This window comes from Phreatobacter sp., from assembly GCF_052440005.1.
Classification (GTDB): domain Bacteria; phylum Pseudomonadota; class Alphaproteobacteria; order Rhizobiales; family Phreatobacteraceae; genus Phreatobacter.
In genome coordinates this window covers 19,901-36,065 of record NZ_JBQVQL010000046.1, presented here as the reverse complement: position 1 = coordinate 36,065, position 16,165 = coordinate 19,901, and the positions used below count along the sequence as shown (strand labels likewise).

The window sequence follows — 16,165 nt, the reverse complement described above, 5'->3', positions numbered from 1 at the left end:
GTGGTCGGCCGTCACGAGGCCGGCCGCCGCGGCGAGCGGGTGGCCGGTGAGCGCCGCCTCCAGCGCCGCGAGCCGCTGCGCCACCGCCGAACAGGCGCCGACGGCGATGCGCGCGGCGGTGATGGTACCGGCCTTGTCGGTCGCCACCACCGCGGCAACCATGGCGATGGAGATGACGAGGTATTTGCGGGCCCCGAGCTTGAGGAAGGTCGAGCGGGCGCCGTCGAGTGTCGGCACGATCAGCGCGGTCACGATCTCGTCGGGGCCAAGGGCGGTCTGCCGATAGCCTGTCGAGAACGCCTGGACGGGGACGGTGCGCGTGCCGGCCTTGCCCGCGACCTCGATCCGCGCGTCGAGCGCCATGAGATTGGGAATGCCGTCGCCGGCCGGCGATGCCGTGACGAGGTTGCCGGCGAGCGTACCGAGGTTCTGCACCTGCAGGCCGCCGACCTCGCGCGCCGCGCGGCGCCAGCCGTCGAAGAGCGGGGGCAGGTCGGCCCGCGCGAGGTCGCTCCACGTGGTGAGCGCGCCGAGGCGGACATGGTCGGACTCCTCGGTGATGCCCCTGAGACCGGGGAGGGCGGTGATGTCGAGCACATGCCTGTGGGCCGGATCGCCCCAGGCCCGCCGTGCTGTGCGCACCGGATAGACGTCGGTGCCGCCGGCGAGGACGGTGACATCGTTCCCGGACTTGATGGCGATGGCTTCGGCGAGGCTGGTCGGACGGAAATACTGCATCACCCCCTCCATCCCCACAGCGCCTCGGCCTCGGCCGCCGTGTAGTAGCCGCGGGCGACATCGCGGGCGATGGCGGCCGGGTCGCGCTTTGCGGGATCGCCATAGCCGCCGCCCCCGGGCGTCATGACCTCGACGCGGTCGCCAGCGCGGATCCTGAGACCCTGGTCCTTGGACAGGTGCTCGGGGATGGTCGTCTCAGCTCCGCGGTGGATCTTCACGACGTTCGGCGCACCGTCCTTGCCGCCCAGCACGCCGGGCGGGCCGAAGCGGCCGTGATCCATGACGAAGGAGGCGCGGGCCTCGCCGCGCAGCAGTTCCACCTCGTAATGGACGCCGAAGCCGCCGCGCGCCTTGCCGGCACCGCCCGAGCCCTCGCGCAAGGCGAAGCGGCGGAACAGCACCGGATAGTACTGCTCCATGACCTCCACCGGCGCGGTCTTGGAGATGCCGATGGTCGAGCAGCCGTTGGTCAGGCCGTCATGGGCGATGTTGCCGCCATAGCCGCCGCCGGTGATCTGATACATGACGTAGCCGGCCTTCTTCGCCGGGTCGAAGCCGCCGAGGGCGAAATTGCCCGAGGTCCCCGCCGGCGCCGCCGTCACCTTGTCAGGGATCGCCTGGACGAGGGCGAGGAACACCGCCTCGGCAATACGCTGAGAGACCTCCGCCGCGCAGCCCGAGACCGGGCGCGGGTACTGCGCGTCGAGGAACGTGCCCTCGGGCTTGAGGACCGTCAGCGGCTCGAAGGCTCCCGAATTGATCGGTACATCCGGGAAGATGTGCTTCACGCCGAGATAGACCGAGGAACAGGTGGTGGCGAAGACCGAGTTCATCGGCCCCTGGCAGGGCGGCGACGACCTCGAGAAGTCGAAGGTCATCGTCTCGCCCGCCTTGGTGACGGTGAGCGCGATCCTGAGGGGCTCGTTCACCACACCGTCGGAATCGACGAAGCTCTCCGCCTCGTAGATCCCGTCGGGGATGCCGCGGATCTCCGCCCGCATCCGTTCGGCCGAGCGGGCGCGGATCTGGCGGATCGCCTCGTCGAGGGTCGCCGCACCATATTTCGCCACGAGCTCCATCAGCCGCGTCTCGCCGACGAGCAGCGCCGCCGCCTGGGCCTTGATGTCGCCGATGCGCTGGTCGGCGATGCGGATGTTGGAGGAGATGATGGCGAAGATCTCCGGGTCCATCTCGCCGCGCTTGAACAGCTTCACCGGCGGCAGGCGCAGGCCCTCCTGCTCGACCTCCGTCGCATGGGCCGAGAAGCCGCCGGGCACCATGCCGCCGATATCGGGCCAGTGGCCGGTGTTCTGCAGCCAGCAGAAGAGTTCGCCGTCGACGAAGACCGGCTTGGCGAAGCGCACGTCCATGAGGTGCGTGCCGCCGAGATAGGGGTCGTTGACGATGTAGATGTCGCCCGGCTCGGGCTTGCCGGCCTTGCCCTCGCCGATCAGGCGGATGATGTGGCCCGTCGAGTGCTGCATCGTGCCGACGAAGACCGGCAGGCCGAACTCGCCCTGCGAAATCAGCGCGCCGGTGTCGCGGTCGTAGATGCCGTCGGCGCGGTCGTCGGCCTCGGCGATGACGGGCGAGAAGGCCGAGCGCGAGAAGGCGATGTCCATCTCGTTGCAGACCTGCTGCAGGCCGGCCTGGATGACCGCGAGGGTGAGGGCGTCGATGACGGTGGGGGTATGCGCGTTCATCGGATCGTGCTCCGAGACAAGAAGGCCCCACCCGCACACTCCCCTCGCTCCCGCGAGGAGAGGGGGACTTCGACGGTGTGCGAGGGCATCAGCGGTCGTGCCTGGCGCAGCCGGCCGAGAGCGGAGCGGGTGGCCATAGTCCCCCTCCCCTTGGAGCGGAGCGACAAGGGGAGGGTGCGGGTGGGGCTTGAAGGGCAGGACGAAGGGGCCATGATCATGCCTTCACCCTGAGGTTGCCGATGGCGTCCACCGTCGCCACCGCGCCGGGTTCGATGACCGTCGTGGCGTCGATCTGCTGCACGATGGCGGGGCCGGCGATCGTCGCCCCGACGGGAAGCCCCTCGCGGGAATAGACCTTGGCGTCCCACCAGCGCCCGTCGGCATGGACCTGCCGCTCGCCGATGACGGCGCCTTCAGCGGTTGCCGCCCGTGCCGTGGGATCGAGCAGGGCGGAAAGCGGGAAGGCGCGGCGGCGGCCGATCACCGACGTCACGAGATTGACCAGCACGGCGCGAATCTCCGGCAGCCGCACCTGGAAACGGTGGAAATAGGCCGCCTCGAAGGCCGCCTGGATCTCCTCGCGCGTCACGTCGGGAGAGGCGAGGGGGACGCGGATCAGATGGGTCTGGCCGCGGAACTGCATGTCCGCGCCATGGAGCACCACGGTCTCCTCGATCTCCGCCGCCTCGGCCGCGACCACGGCGAGGGCGCCCTCGCGCTGCGCCGTCATCAGCCGCTTCACCTCGTCCATGTCGACCTGGTCGAGCGGCTTGTTGACGGTGTTGACGCGGTCCTGGCGCAGGTCCGCCACGAGGCAGCCGAGCGCGTTTGTGAGCCCCGGCCGCGCCGGCACCAGCACCTCGGGGATGCCGAGTTCCCGCGCCAGCGCCACGGCATGGAGGGGCCCCGCGCCGCCGAAGGCGAAGAGCACGAAGTCGCGCGGGTCGTAGCCGCGCGACAGCGACACCATGCGGATGGCGCCGGACATGTGGACGTTGCCGAGCCGGATGACGGCGGACGCCGCCTCCTCGACGCTCATCCCCAGCGGTTCGGCCAGGTCGCGCGCGAAGACGGCGCGGATTTCGGCGAGCGACACCTTGCCCTGAACCGCCGTCAGGCGGTCGGGATCGAGCCGTCCCAGCACGAGATTGGCGTCGGTGATGGTTGGCCGCGTGCCGCCGCGGCCATAGCAGATCGGGCCCGGCTCGGACCCGGCCGAATGCGGGCCGACCTGCAGCATGCCCGCCGCGTTCACCGAGGCGATGGATCCGCCGCCGGCGCCGACCGTCCGCACGTCCACCATGGGGAGGTGGATCGGCAGGCCGTAGTCGATGGTCAGTTCCGCCGAGACCTCGGGAATGCCGCCATGGATCAGCGCCACGTCGGTGGACGTGCCACCCATGTCGTAGGTGATGGCGTTGGTGAGGCCCGACTGGGCCAGCGTCGCCGCTGCCGCCATCACGCCCGAGGCGGGGCCGGACATCACCGTCTTCGCCGCCTCCCGCGCCACCAGCGTCGCCGGTACGGTGCCGCCATTGCCGTTCATCACCAGCAGGTCGCGGGAGAAGCCCTGGGCCGAGAGGTCGGCCTGCAGGCGCTGGACGTAGCGGTCGAGGATCGGCTGCACCGCGGCATTCACGCTCGCTGTCGTGCCGCGCTCGTACTCGCGATATTCCGACAGGAGCTCGTGGCCGAGGGTGACATAGGCGTTGGGCCAGACGCTGCGGACGATCTCGCCGGCCCTGAGTTCATGGACCGGATTGGCGTAGGAATGGAGGAAGTGGACGACGATCGCTTCGCAGCCGGCGGCGGCCAGCGCCTCGGCCTCGCGCTTCACCGCGGCTTCGTCCAGGGGCGTGACGACCTCGCCCTGCGCATTCATGCGCTCGGCCACCTCTCGGCGGAACGGGCGTTCGATCAGCGGCTCGAACGTGCCGGTCATGCCGTAGGCCCGCGGGCGGGTGCGCCGCCCGAGCTCCAGGATGTCGCGGAAGCCTTCCGTGGTGATGAGGCCGACCTTGGCGACCTTGCGCTCCAGCACCGCATTGGTGGTGGCCGTGGTGCCGTGGATGATGAGGTCGAGGTCGGCCGGGCCGACGCCCGCTGCCTGAATGGCCTTCACCACCCCCACCGCCTGGTTGGCGATGCTGGTCGGCACCTTGGCGAGCTTCACGGTCACGCTCTGCCCCTCCTGCTCGGTCAGGAGCAGGTCGGTGAAGGTGCCTCCAACGTCGATGCCGGCAACGCGCCTCAAGGTCTCGTCCTTTTCATTCGTCTACGAACGGTGCGGTCGCGGCCGCGCCGGTCGGCAGTCGGTCTCACACGCTGAGATAGGCTTCCCTGATCTCGTCATTGGCTTCGAGGTCCTCCGTCGTCCCCTCGTAGCGGATGGCACCCTTCTCGATGACATAGGCGCGGTCCGACACGGCGGAGGCGAAGTACAGGTTCTGCTCCGACAGCAGCACGGCGATGCCCTGCGCCTTCATGGCGAGGACGGCGTCCGCCATCTGCTCGACGATGACGGGGGCGAGGCCCTCCGAGGGTTCGTCCAGCAGCACCGCGTGCGGATTGCCCATCAGGGTGCGGGCAATCGTCAGCATCTGCTGCTCGCCGCCCGACATGGCGGAGGCCCTGCGGCCCTTCATCTCCGCGAGGTTGGGGAAGATGGCGAAGAGCCGGTCGAGCGACCAGGGTTCCTTGCCGGGGCTGCCGGGCGCCGACTTCCGGCCGACCTCGAGGTTCTCGTAGACGGTGAGGTCGGTGAAGATGCGCCGGTCCTCCGGCACGTAGCCGAGGCCGAGGCGGGCGATGCGGTAGGGCTGCCAGCCCGTCACGTCCTGGCCCTCGAAGGTCACGGTGCCGGCCTGCGGCGGCACCACGCCCATGATCGCCTTCAGCGTCGTCGACTTCCCCGCGCCGTTGCGGCCCATCAGCGCCACGACCTCGCCGGCGCGCAGCGTCACGTCGACGCCGAACAGCACCTGCGCGTGGCCATAGGCGGCGGCGATGCCGCGCGTCTCGAGAATGGTGGTGGAGGGGGCTGCGGACATCAATGCGCTCCCGCTGCCTGCCGGCGGGCCTTGAGCGCCGCCTGCGACCCGGCCTCGCCGAGATAGACCTGCTTGACCCGCTGGTTCGACCGCACCTCGTCGGGCGTGCCCGTGGCAATGATCTCGCCGCGCACCAGAACGAGGATGCGGTCGGCATGGCCGAAGACACTGTCCATGTCGTGCTCGGTGAAGAGCACGCCGATGCCGTGGGCGCGGGCGATGTCGGCGGTAAGTTGCATCAGCGCGGTGCGCTCCTTCGGCGCCATGCCGGCGGTCGGCTCGTCCATCAGCAGGAGCTTCGGTTCCGAGGCCAGTGCGATGGCGAGTTCCACCCGCTTCACGTCGCCATAGGCGAGCTCGTTCACTGGCCTGTCCGCCATGTCTGCCATGCCGACGCGGGCGAGGAAGCCGATCGCGGCCTCGCGGTGGAGCCGTGTCGCGGCGGCGGTCACCGAGCGCGTCTGCCCGTGGTGGGAGATCAGCGCCATCTGCACGTTCTCCACCACGCTCATCGACACGAAGGTCTGGGCGATCTGGAAGGTGCGGCCGACGCCGAGGCGCCAGATCTCGCGCGGCGGTTTGCCGGTGATGTCCTCTCCCGCCAGCACGATGGAGCCGGCATCAGGCTTCAGCTGTCCGCCCACCATGTTGAACGTGGTCGACTTGCCCGCCCCGTTCGGCCCGATGATGGCGAGCATCTCGCCGGCCGCCAGGCTGAAGGTGACGTTCTTCCCGGCGGTGACGCCGCCGAAGCGCTTTTCGAGGCCGGTGACGGCGAGGAGCGTCGTCATCACGCAACCTCCTTCGCGATCGCCGGCGTGGCTGTGCCGCGCCCCACCCGCTCGCGCAGGCCCTCAATGGCGCCGACCACGCCCTTGGGGAAGATCAGCACGATCGCGATGATCGAGACGCCGAGGAAGAAGCGCCAGAAGTCGGTGAGCGGCATGAAGAAGTCCTTCACCGAATGGAAGACGGCGGTGCCGACGAGCGGGCCCATGACCGTCTGGATGCCGCCGGTGAGGATCATCATGAGGAAGTCGATGGACATGCCGATGGAGATCATCGTCGGGTCGATCGAACCCTTTGAGAAGGAATAGAGCGCCCCGGCGAGGCCCGCCGCCGCGCCCGCCACGATGAAGGCGAGCCAGCGGTGGGTCTTCACGTCGATGCCGATGGCATCCGCCCGGGTGGCGCTGTCGCGCGCGGCCCGCAGGGTGTAGCCGAAGGGCGTGTAGAACAGGTGCCTGAGCGCCACGATGGACGAGAGCGCCAGCACCGCCACCACGTAGAAATAGACCTCGCGGCTCGCCGCCCAGCGCGATGGCCAGACGCCGACCACGCCGTTGTCGCCGCCCGTGACCTCCACCCACTGGAAGCAGATGGCGTATGTGATCTGGGCGAAGGCCAGCGTCAGCATGGCGAGGTAGATGCCGTGGAGGCGGACGATGAAATAGCCGAACAGCGCCGCGGCGAGGCCGCCGGCGATCGGCGCCACGACCAGGGCCAGCTCCATCGGCGCCTTCATCGGACCGGTGACGAGGAGGCCCGCCGCATAGGCACCGACGCCGAAATAGGCGGCATGGCCGAAGGAGACGATGCCCCCGTTGCCGATGAGAAGGTTGAGCGAGAAGGCGGCGAGGGCGAAGACCATGATCTCGATGCCGACCTTCACCTTGTAGGTGTCCCCGAAGACCGGGATCAGCAGGAGCGCCGCGGTCAGCACGATCCAGACGACGGTCTCGTTCCGCGAGAAGCCCTTGAGGTTGAGAATGCCCTCGGGAAGCACAGCACGTCCCGAGGCGACCTCCGGCTTGCCCATCAGGCCCCACGGCTTGACCACCAGGACCACCGCCATCAGGAGGAAGACCAGGACCAGCGTGATCTTCGGGAAGATGAGGATCCCGAAGGCCTCCAGCATCTTGATGATCAGCGCGGCGATGAAGGCGCCCGGAACCGAGCCCATGCCGCCGATGACGGTGACGACGAAGGCCTCGGTGATGATGGAGAGGTCCATGCCCGTGTTGGCCGGCAGGCGCGGGATCTGCAGCGCCCCGCCGAGGCCGGCGAGGAAGGCGCCGAGGAACAGCGTGCCGGTGAACAGCATGGCCTGGTTGACGCCGAGCGCCCCGACCATCTCCCGGTCCTGCGTGGCGGCGCGGATCAGCACGCCGAAGCGGGTCTTGTGCATGATGAGGAGGAGGGCGCCGAGCACCGCGGGTCCGACGAAGATGAGGAACATCTCATAGGCCGGAAAGCGCTGGCCGAGGATCTCGATGCCGTGGCGCATGCCCGGCGCGCGCGGCCCGGTGATGTCGACGGGGCCCCAGATCTTGAGAACCACGTCCTGCACGATGAGCACGACGCCGAAGGTGGCGAGAAGCTGGAACAGCTCCGGCACCCGGTAGATGCGGCGCAGCAGCACCACTTCCATGATCACGCCGAGAATGCCGACCACCGTCGCGGAGGCGATGACGCCGATGAAGAACAGGGTCGGCGAGCGGTCGAACTCCAGAAGCCAGGGCACGATGGTCACCGCCATATAGGCGCCGAGCATGTAGAACGAGCCGTGGGCGAAGTTCACGATGCGCGTTACGCCGAAGACGATGGTCAGGCCCGAGGCGATGACGAACAGCGCCGAGGCGCTGGCCAATCCCGACAGGGCCTGGATGACGAAGAAGGAGAGATCCATCGGCGGGGGGCTCTCGGCGCAAGCGGTCTGAATGGGGTCGCGCGCGGGGCGCGGCCCATCGGGGGAGGCGGCCCGGACCACGGGTCCGGGAGATGGATGCGGAGGCGGGCTCCCCTCAGGCGGGGAGCCCTGTCACATGCGTCAGATCTTGCGCGCGGCGCGAACCTCGGCCTCGGGGAACATGACGTCGGCGCCATCGACGTAGCGGAAGTTCTTCATCGTCGGCAGCTTGCCCTTCAGCGTCGTCTCGCCGACCCAGGCACCGAGCGTCGACTGCTGGTCGATGGCGCGCATGGTGACGGGACCGCAGATGGTCTGCGTGGTCAGGCCCTTGAAGGCCTCCATCATCGCCGCCGTTTCCGTCGACTTCGCCTTGTTGAACATGTCGCGGATCATGAAGGGCACGACGTAGCCCAGCACCGAGCCGAGGCGCGGCGTGTCGTTGAACTTCGCCTTGTAGGCGGTGACGAAGGCCTGGTGGCCGTGGGTCTCCACCTGCTCCGGCGGATAGCCCGTGACGATCCAGCCATCCGGCGTCTCGTCGCCGAGGGGCAGGAGATATTCCGGCTCGCCGGTCAGGAGGCTCACCACCGTGCGGCGCTCGAACAGGCCGCGGGTGTTGCCCTCGCGCACGAAGGCGGTGAGGTCGGCGCCGAACAGCACGTTGAAGATCCCGTCCGGGCGGCTCTGGGCGAGCGCGCCGACGGTGGCGCCGGCATCGACGCGGCCAAGCGCCGGGAACTGCTCGGCGACAACCTCGAAGCCCGGCACCGCCGCGCCCATCAGGCGCTTGAAGGCGGCGACCGCCGACTGGCCGTACTCGTAGTTGGGCGCCACCACGGCCCAGCGCTTCACGCCCTTCCCCTTGGCCGCGTCGACCAGCATCTTGGTCTGCATGTAGGTGCCGGGGCGGACGCGGAACGTGTAGGGGTTGCCGCTCGCCATGGTCAGCGCGTCGGTCAGCGGCTCGGTGGCGAGGTAGAGCACCTTCTTCTGGTTGGCGAAGTCGGCGAGCGCGAGGCCGACGTTGGACAGGAAGGCGCCGGCGATGAACGAGACGTTCTCGCGGGTGACCAGTTCCTCGGCGACGCGGACGGCATCGCCCGGGGTCGCGCCGTCGTCGCGGTAGATGATCTCGAGCGGGCGGCCGCCCATGCCGGCGAGGCCGCCGGCGGCATTGATCTGCTCGACGGCCAGCTGCATGCCGTTGCGATAGGGAACGGCGAAGGCGGCCATGCGGCTGTAGGAATTGAGTTCGCCAACCTTCACCGGGGCGCCCTGGGCGGAGCCGGTTCCGGCGGTCAGGGCGACACCGGTGGCCGCGAGGCCTCCGACGACGGTGCGGCGCGACAGATCGAGCTTCGACATAAGAATCTCCCCTCAGATGCGGGCGGCGGGGACCGCCCGTTCCACCTCTGACCGAAGCTTCCGTTGTTTTGTTCTTCGGAAGATCATTCGTAAGCGAACGATACCGCGTCCCGGATTGCTGGCAAGAGGCTTTTTTGGAATTCCTGCGAACTGGGCCGGCGGGGAGCCGCAGGTCTCGCGGCGTCTCAAATGACGAAACGATATCAATTGCTTAGGAGAAGGTCGGCCGCAGCCCGCCGACGGTGATGCCGTTCCAGTTCTTCATCACCGGCGTGACGAAGCGGCGGAATTTGGCAGCCTCCGCCTCGTTCATGGGCAGGAGCCTGGCGATCAGCGCAGCCATCATCACCTCGCTGGCGCGGGAGGCGCCGTCGACGCATTTGAGCGCGATGCCGAGGCCCTGGTCGGGCAGCGCCGCGCAAAAGACGCCCTCCGCGCCGGTCTTCACGAAGACCCTCGCTCCGAGCAGTCCCATCACGTCGGTGCAGAAGCGGCCCGAGCCCGCGACCATGAAGGGCTCGGCGGCGCAGGCTGCGCGAAGCCGCGCGAAGGCCTTCGCCCGTTCCGGCCCGACGCCCTCGCCGGTCGCGAGCTTGGCGAAGCCGTGCGCAAGCTTCGTCAGAGGTACGGCGAAGGTCGGGATGGAGCAGCCGTCGGTGCCCACCGCCGTGTCGGCGTCGAGCCTGTGGCCGGTCACCTCGCCCACCGCCTCGGCGACGAAGCGCTGCACCTTGTGGTCGATGCCGACATAGCCGGATGTCGGGATGCCCTGCGAACAGGCGAAGCAGAGGAAGCCGGAATGCTTGCCCGAGCAGTTGTTGTGGAGGGCGGAAGGCTTGCCCCCCGAGCGGGCGAGGCCGTGGGTCGCCGCAGCGCCCGATGGCCAGTGCGCCCCGCATTCGAGGTCGCCTTCGCCGAGGCCGGCCCTCGCGAGCATGGAAGAGGCGGTCGCCACGTGCCGCTCCTCGCCGGAATGGGACGAGCAGGCCAGCGCCAGTTCGGCGTCGCCGAACCCGTAGCGATCGGCCGCGCCGCTCTCCACCAGCGGCAGGGCCTGCAGCGCCTTGATGGCCGAGCGCGGATAGATGGCGCGCTCGATGTCGCCGAGAGAGAAGACCACGCGCCCCGCCGCATCGCAGACCACGGCGGCACCGCGATGGACGCACTCGACGCTGTCGCCGCGCAGGACTTCGACGAGGATGGGGTCGCTCAGCGACATGGATCGGGCTCCGTCAGGCAGGCTGCCGCGATAAGCCAGAACCGCCGCCGGATAAAGCCCCTACTCGGCCGCCTGCGCGCCGGGCGACACCTGGCCCTGCGGCGCGTCCATGCGGGCGTTCATGTTGGCGACCATCTTCTTGACGATGGTCGATGCGGTCTTCTCGAACAGGAAGGGGAAGAAGGCGTGGACCAGGGCGCAGAAGGCGCAGAAGGCGAAGGTGCCGGAATAGCGCAGCGCCGCACCCATGTGCTCGAAGTAGCTCTCGTTCACAGAGCGGGGATGGGCGAGGAAGGCGGTCTTGGCACGTTCGATCATGACGGGGGCTCCGGCGCGGGAGGGTTCGAGTCGCACAATGGGGATGATCGTAACCTCACTCCCGTGGGATGATGTCCCAAACGTTTGGGTTAATGCCGCGGAACGGTGGACGATGTTGCGTAATCAGTTAGAATGATGGGATGTCATCCTCTCCGCTCGTCCTCGATTCCACCGACAAGGCGCTGCTGCGGCTGGTGCAGCAGGACGCCGGCCTCTCCATGGAGCAGCTCGCGGAGAAGGTGAACCTGTCACGCAACGCCTGCTGGCGGCGGCTGAAGCGGCTCGAAGACGAGGGCGTCATCCGTGCCCGCGTCGTCCTCGCCGATGCCGCCAAGCTCAACCTCGAGCTGACCGTCTTCATCGCCGTGCGCACCAGCCGCCATGATGCCGACTGGGCGGCGCGGTTCCACGCCGCCGTTCAGGACATTCCCGAACTCCTCGGCGTCTACCGCACCGCCGGCGAGATCGACTACATCCTCCACGCCCGCGTGCCCAACGTCGCCGCCTACGATCGTCTGTACCGCAAGCTCACCGCCCGCATCGAGATGCAGGACGTCTCGGCGAGCTTCGTCATGGAGGAGATCAAGGAGGTCACGGCGCTGCCGCTCGATTTCGTGTGAGAGCGGGATCTCAACGCGAGCCTCGCTCCTCTTCTCCGGAAACACCACCGTCGTGCCCGGGACAAGCCCGGGCGTGACGGATGAGTTCGTATCCGTTCGAGACGAGCCCCACCCTTACCCTCCCCCTCTGGCGAGGGGAGGGGGGCTTCGACGTCGCAGACGATCGTAGACGGATGGGCCTCGCCCAACGGTTCAAACCCGGCACGACGTCATAGTCCCCCTCCCTGCGCGATAGCGCGGGTGGGGCCTTTTCGCCCGCCATAGCCCTCAAGCAGGGCGGAATGCACCACTGAGCGATGGGGCGCCGTCGCTGGTCGCCAGGCCCTTCCCCACGAGGTCCTCGAGATGCGCGAAGACCGACAGGCCCGCTGCGCTCTTCAGCCGGGGATCGAGGCCCTCGTAGATCGCCGCGACGATCTCGGGGATCGACCGGTCACCCATCGCCAGCCGTTTGAGGATCGCCGCCTCCCGGAGCTTGCGGTGATGTGACAGCGCCCGCATGAACTTCGCCGGTTCGCGCACGGGGCCGCCGTGGCCGGGCCAGAACAGCGTCTCGCCGCGCGCCCTGAGCTTGTCGAGGGAGGCCATGTAGTCGCCCATCGATCCGTCCGGCGGCGCGACGATGGAGGTCGACCAGGCCATCACGTGGTCGCCGGAGAACAGCGTCTCCTCCTCGCGCAGGGCGAAGGCCATGTGGTTGGCGGTATGGCCGGGGGTGAACACCGCCTCCATGGTCCAGCCGGTGCCGGAGACGACGTCGCCGTCCTTCAGCACCACGTCCGGGCGGAAGTCCTTGTCGCCCGAGGCGTCGAGCGCGTTTGTCTCGCCGAGGTTCAGTGCCCGTGCCGCGCGATGCGGCCCCTCCGCATAGACCGGCGCGCCGGTCGCGGCCTTGACGGCGGCCGTGGCCGGCGAATGGTCGCGGTGGGTGTGGGTGACGAGGATCGCCTCCACCGTCTCTCCCTTCACCGCCTCCAGCACGGCGGCGACATGGCGAGGATCGTCGGGGCCGGGGTCGATGATGGCGACGCGGCCGGAGCCGACGACATAGGTCACCGTGCCCTTGAAGGTGAAGGGACCGGGATTGTCGCAGAGGATCCGGCGGATCAGCGGCGAGAGCTGTTCCACCCGGCCCGGCACGGCCACGTCGTCGCGCTCGAAGGGAATATCCTCGGCCATGCTGCCTCTGTCGAAACGGGGTGGGACGGCGCCTTGCCGATGCCGCAGGTCACGGGCTATGGGGGTGAAGCCACCACGTCGGCAGCCAAATGACAAGCTGACCCAACGGCATAGCCCCACAAAGGATTTCACCCATGTCCGACGCGACGATTGCCGCGACCCTCTGGCCCACCCGCTCGTCCGCCCTGCCGGGAACGACCTTCCGCTCGCTCGCACTGGTCGCCGGTGGCGTCTGCCTGATCACGCTGGGCGCCAAGGCGAGCGTGCCCTTCTGGCCGGTGCCGCTGACCCTGCAGACCCTCGCCATCTCGGTGGTCGCCGCCGCCTATGGCCTGCGCCTCGGCGTCGCCACCGTCGCCGCCTATCTCCTCGCCGGCCTCCTCGGCGCGCCGGTCTTCGCCGGCTGGTCCGTCGGCATCGCCCCGTTCATGGGCCCGACCGGCGGCTTCCTCGCCGGCTTCCTGATGATGGCGGCGATCATCGGCGCCGCAGCCGATCGCGGCTGGGACAAGGCCTGGCCGACGACCCTTGCCGCCATGGCCTTCGCCAACGTGATCGTCTTCGTGCCCGGCCTCCTCTGGCTCGGCACCTTCACCGGCTATGGCGAGAAGCTGCTCGCCGCCGGCCTCTGGCCCTTCGCCCTGGGCACGCTGGTGAAGACCGCGCTCGCCGCCGCCGTCATGCCGATGGCGTGGAGCCTCGTCAGCCGCCTTAAGGCCTAAGCCTCCTCGACGACGTAGCCGCCGTCGAACAGTGCGGCGATGCGGGCGAGAGCCGCCCGCGTCGCCTCGCTGTCGGGGGACATGCCCTCCGGGAGCGCCGCCGCCAGGACCGCGGGGGCGAGAGCGTTGAGGCGGGGGAAGAGGTCAGGATCGAGCCGCGCCGCCAGGGCATGGTCCGGATGGGCCGGGTCGAGATGGGCCGGCCCGTATTCGCCGAGATGGCGCATCGCGTCCCAGGGCGCCGCCTCGGCCGGCAGCCGCGCCGCGAGGGCCGCGTCTTCCTCCCTGAGGTAGAAGCGGTTGAGCCCGTCGAAGAAGACGTCGCGGTAGCCGGCCGCCGCCAGCAGCGGCGCGAAATCGGCCGAGCTGTCCGCCATGGTCCAGGGCGCGACCGCCTCCAGCACCACGACGCGGGGACGGAAGCGCGTCCAGTCGTTGCCGGCGAGCACCTCGGCCTCGGCGCCCTCCACGTCCACCTTGAGAAAGTCGATCCGGCCGGGCGCATGGGCCTCGCAGAGCGCCGCCAGCGTCGTGACCGGCCGCTTCAGCCGCGCGGAGGAGACGCCGGCGGCCGCGGCCGCCTCAGCATGCTGCGGCAGCGTCGTGGAGAGGCCGTGGAAGCGGTCGGCCTGAAAGAAGTCGGCCTCACCGACCGTCCGGCCGCAGAGCGCCTCGACGACCACGTCGCGTGGCCGCACATGGCCGTAGGCGCGGGCGATCTCCGCCTGCGGCTCCACCACGATGCCGCGCCAGCCGCGCTCGTAGAACCAGAAGGAGACGTTGTCGGCGATGGCGTGGCCGCCGCCGACGTCGATATAGAAGCCCTCCGCCACGTCGGCGAGCAGCAGGGAGAGGTGGTAGTCCTCGCGGTTCTGGGCGTAGGAGAGAAAGGCCCTCGCGTCTTGGTCGCTCAAGGGCCGTGCCCTCCCGTTGGGCCCGTCTAGCGCCGGGGCCTGATGGCGTGAGCCTCGCGTGCGCGCTCGATCTGGTCAAGCTTGGCGGCAAAGAGGCTCCAGTCGTCCCGTTCGGCGATGGGGGCCCACAGCGCCTCCACCTCCTCGATCAGCAGGGTCGCCGGGCCCTCGCCCTCGAAATAGGCCGCGGCGGCCGGGGAGGGAGGGACCGGCTCGTGGGCGGCGAGCGCTGCCTCGAGACGGGCGAAATCCTCGCCCTGGTAGAACTCCGCCTGCGGCCCGGCCATGGCGAAGGCACGCCGCGCGATGCCGCCGTGCCAGTCGAACATCGTGCGCTCGAAGGGGGCCTGCGACTTCAGCAGGAACTGGAAGAAGGCAGCGGCGAGCTCGTCGTCCGTCTCGGCGTCGACTTCGCTGAGCCCGAGCCGCGCGCAGAGCGCCCGCCGGAGACCCTGGTGGAAGGCCCCTGCATAAGACCGCAGCGCGTCCTCCAGCTCGCCGACGGGGGCGACCAGCGTCAGGCATTCGGCGAAGCGCTCGAGGTTCCAGGCCACCGCGCCGGGCTGGCGACCGAAGGCGTAGAGCCCCGTCTGGTCGAAATAGGCGGCGGTGAAGCCGGGCTCGTAGCGCGGCAGGAAGCGCCAGGGGCCGTAGTCGAAGCTCTCCCCGGTGACCACCATGTTGTCGGTGTTGAGGACGCCGTGGACGAAGCCGGCCGCCATCCATTCGCCGGCAAGCGCCCCCGTCGCCTCGGAGACGGCGGCGAGCAGGGCGGCAGCCTCCTTCGCCACGTCGCCGCCGCGGGCGGCCTGCGGGTGGTAGTGCCGGATGCAGTGGGCGACGAGGGTCGCGATGCCCGCCGCGTCGTTGTAGGCGAGGCAGCGCTGGAACGTGCCGAAGCGCACATGGCTGTGCGACAGGCGCACCATCACCGCGGAGCGGGTCGGCGAGGGCTCGTCGCCGCGGATGAGCTGCTCTCCGGTCTCGATGAGCGAGAAGGTCTTGGACGTGTAGACGCCGAAGGCTTCGAGCAGCGAGGAGGCCAGCACTTCGCGAACGCCCCCCTTGAGCGTGAGGCGCCCGTCGCCGGAGCGCGAATAGGGCGTCTGTCCCGAGCCCTTGGTGCCGAGGTCGAGGAGGCGGCCCTCGCCATCGATCAGCTGGCCGGCGAGGAAGCCGCGCCCGTCGCCGATGTCGGGGTTGTAGGAGCGAAACTGATGGCCGTGATAGCGCAGCGCCAGCGGCTGCGGCAGGTTGTCGGCGAGGGGTTCGAACCGGCCGAAATGGGCGATCCACTGGTCGTCGGTCAGCCCGCCGAGGCCGACCGCCTCGGCCCAGCGCTGGTTGCGGAAGCGCAGGACATGCTGCGGAAACGCTGCCGGCGCGACGACGTCGTAGAAGGCGGGGCCGAGATCGGCATGGGCGGTCGAGGGACGATAGGTCATGATGGACATATAGCGCTCGGCGGCGTCGAAAGGTCCAATGGGGGCGCGGGTTCGTGTGGCCGGGGGTTGGGATAGCCCCTCACCCTACCCCCTCCCCGCCAGCCGGGAGAGGGGACTATGACGCCGCGCTCGTTCCGCGCCAGTGGTGCCAGGCACGCCGGTGGCCGAACCTAAAGCGACGCTGGTTCACCTTCTCCCCG

At 69.3% G+C, this 16,165-nt stretch carries 14 protein-coding genes; 2 read left to right on the top strand and 12 right to left on the bottom strand.

Annotated features, from left to right (window positions below; all coding sequences use genetic code 11):
• From ACT6XY_RS12835 to ACT6XY_RS12795, 9 genes are all read right to left on the bottom strand, one after another.
• Positions 1-738: FAD binding domain-containing protein (locus ACT6XY_RS12835; RefSeq protein ID WP_444748712.1), on the bottom strand; the 738-nt coding region annotated here is incomplete at its 3' end.
• Complete coding sequence (locus ACT6XY_RS12830; protein ID WP_444748711.1) at positions 738-2,441, bottom strand: hydantoinase B/oxoprolinase family protein; 1,704 nt, start codon at positions 2,439-2,441, stop codon at positions 738-740. The genes ACT6XY_RS12830 and ACT6XY_RS12835, both read right to left, overlap by 1 nt.
• Before the next feature lie 214 nt (positions 2,442-2,655).
• Positions 2,656-4,695: a hydantoinase/oxoprolinase family protein gene (locus ACT6XY_RS12825; protein ID WP_444748710.1), complete on the bottom strand. Its 2,040-nt coding sequence runs from the start codon at positions 4,693-4,695 to the stop codon at positions 2,656-2,658.
• 64 nt (positions 4,696-4,759) lie between these two features.
• The gene (locus tag ACT6XY_RS12820) at positions 4,760-5,491 is read right to left on the bottom strand and encodes an ABC transporter ATP-binding protein (RefSeq protein WP_444748709.1); all 732 of its coding nucleotides are present in this window, start codon (positions 5,489-5,491) and stop codon (positions 4,760-4,762) included.
• Positions 5,491-6,282, bottom strand: coding sequence for an ABC transporter ATP-binding protein (locus tag ACT6XY_RS12815; RefSeq protein WP_444748708.1), 792 nt, complete (start codon positions 6,280-6,282; stop codon positions 5,491-5,493). Before ACT6XY_RS12815 ends, ACT6XY_RS12820 begins: the two co-directional genes overlap by 1 nt.
• The gene (locus ACT6XY_RS12810; RefSeq protein WP_444748707.1) at positions 6,282-8,180 is read right to left on the bottom strand and encodes an ABC transporter permease; all 1,899 of its coding nucleotides are present in this window, start codon (positions 8,178-8,180) and stop codon (positions 6,282-6,284) included. Before ACT6XY_RS12810 ends, ACT6XY_RS12815 begins: the two co-directional genes overlap by 1 nt.
• 141 nt (positions 8,181-8,321) lie before the next feature.
• Complete coding sequence (locus ACT6XY_RS12805) at positions 8,322-9,548, bottom strand: ABC transporter substrate-binding protein (protein WP_444748706.1); 1,227 nt, start codon at positions 9,546-9,548, stop codon at positions 8,322-8,324.
• Between the two features lie 211 nt (positions 9,549-9,759).
• Positions 9,760-10,761, bottom strand: coding sequence for an asparaginase (locus ACT6XY_RS12800; protein WP_444748713.1), 1,002 nt, complete (start codon positions 10,759-10,761; stop codon positions 9,760-9,762).
• A gap of 66 nt (positions 10,762-10,827) precedes the next feature.
• Positions 10,828-11,085, bottom strand: coding sequence for a DUF6356 family protein (locus tag ACT6XY_RS12795; protein ID WP_444748705.1), 258 nt, complete (start codon positions 11,083-11,085; stop codon positions 10,828-10,830).
• A 140-nt stretch (positions 11,086-11,225) separates the two neighbouring features.
• Here ACT6XY_RS12795 and ACT6XY_RS12790 point away from each other — a divergent pair, with 140 nt between their 5' ends.
• Positions 11,226-11,705 carry an Lrp/AsnC family transcriptional regulator gene (locus ACT6XY_RS12790; RefSeq protein ID WP_444748704.1) on the top strand — a complete coding sequence of 160 codons (480 nt, stop codon included), beginning with the start codon at positions 11,226-11,228 and terminating at the stop codon, positions 11,703-11,705.
• Between the two features lie 267 nt (positions 11,706-11,972).
• Here ACT6XY_RS12790 and ACT6XY_RS12785 read toward each other — a convergent pair whose 3' ends face one another.
• Positions 11,973-12,884: an MBL fold metallo-hydrolase gene (locus ACT6XY_RS12785; protein ID WP_444748703.1), complete on the bottom strand. Its 912-nt coding sequence runs from the start codon at positions 12,882-12,884 to the stop codon at positions 11,973-11,975.
• 134 nt (positions 12,885-13,018) lie between these two features.
• Between ACT6XY_RS12785 and ACT6XY_RS12780 the strand changes: the two genes are divergently transcribed.
• Positions 13,019-13,606 (top strand): biotin transporter BioY, encoded by a 588-nt coding sequence (locus ACT6XY_RS12780; RefSeq protein WP_444748702.1) that lies wholly within the window; start codon positions 13,019-13,021, stop codon positions 13,604-13,606.
• On the opposite strand, the gene ACT6XY_RS12775 is transcribed toward ACT6XY_RS12780, so the two are convergent.
• Positions 13,603-14,520 (bottom strand): FkbM family methyltransferase, encoded by a 918-nt coding sequence (locus ACT6XY_RS12775; RefSeq protein ID WP_444748701.1) that lies wholly within the window; start codon positions 14,518-14,520, stop codon positions 13,603-13,605. The genes ACT6XY_RS12780 and ACT6XY_RS12775 overlap by 4 nt on opposite strands.
• Before the next feature lie 26 nt (positions 14,521-14,546).
• Entirely contained in the window at positions 14,547-15,974 is a 1,428-nt protein-coding gene (locus ACT6XY_RS12770; RefSeq protein WP_444748700.1) for a protein adenylyltransferase SelO family protein, read from the bottom strand.
• Between the last annotated feature and the right edge of the window lie 191 nt (positions 15,975-16,165).

Bases quoted from the DNA above. Each gene is read 5' to 3' on its own strand.
- ACT6XY_RS12830 (WP_444748711.1), bottom strand. From the start codon at position 2,441: ATGAACGCGCATACCCCCACCGTCATCGACGCCCTCACCCTCGCGGTC.
- ACT6XY_RS12820 (WP_444748709.1), bottom strand. From the start codon at position 5,491: ATGTCCGCAGCCCCCTCCACCACCATTCTCGAGACGCGCGGCATCGCC.
- ACT6XY_RS12815 (WP_444748708.1), bottom strand. From the start codon at position 6,282: ATGACGACGCTCCTCGCCGTCACCGGCCTCGAAAAGCGCTTCGGCGGC.
- ACT6XY_RS12810 (WP_444748707.1), bottom strand. From the start codon at position 8,180: ATGGATCTCTCCTTCTTCGTCATCCAGGCCCTGTCGGGATTGGCCAGC.
- ACT6XY_RS12805 (WP_444748706.1), bottom strand. From the start codon at position 9,548: ATGTCGAAGCTCGATCTGTCGCGCCGCACCGTCGTCGGAGGCCTCGCG.
- ACT6XY_RS12795 (WP_444748705.1), bottom strand. From the start codon at position 11,085: ATGATCGAACGTGCCAAGACCGCCTTCCTCGCCCATCCCCGCTCTGTG.
- ACT6XY_RS12790 (WP_444748704.1), top strand. From the start codon at position 11,226: ATGTCATCCTCTCCGCTCGTCCTCGATTCCACCGACAAGGCGCTGCTG.
- ACT6XY_RS12785 (WP_444748703.1), bottom strand. From the start codon at position 12,884: ATGGCCGAGGATATTCCCTTCGAGCGCGACGACGTGGCCGTGCCGGGC.
- ACT6XY_RS12780 (WP_444748702.1), top strand. From the start codon at position 13,019: ATGTCCGACGCGACGATTGCCGCGACCCTCTGGCCCACCCGCTCGTCC.
- ACT6XY_RS12770 (WP_444748700.1), bottom strand. From the start codon at position 15,974: ATGTCCATCATGACCTATCGTCCCTCGACCGCCCATGCCGATCTCGGC.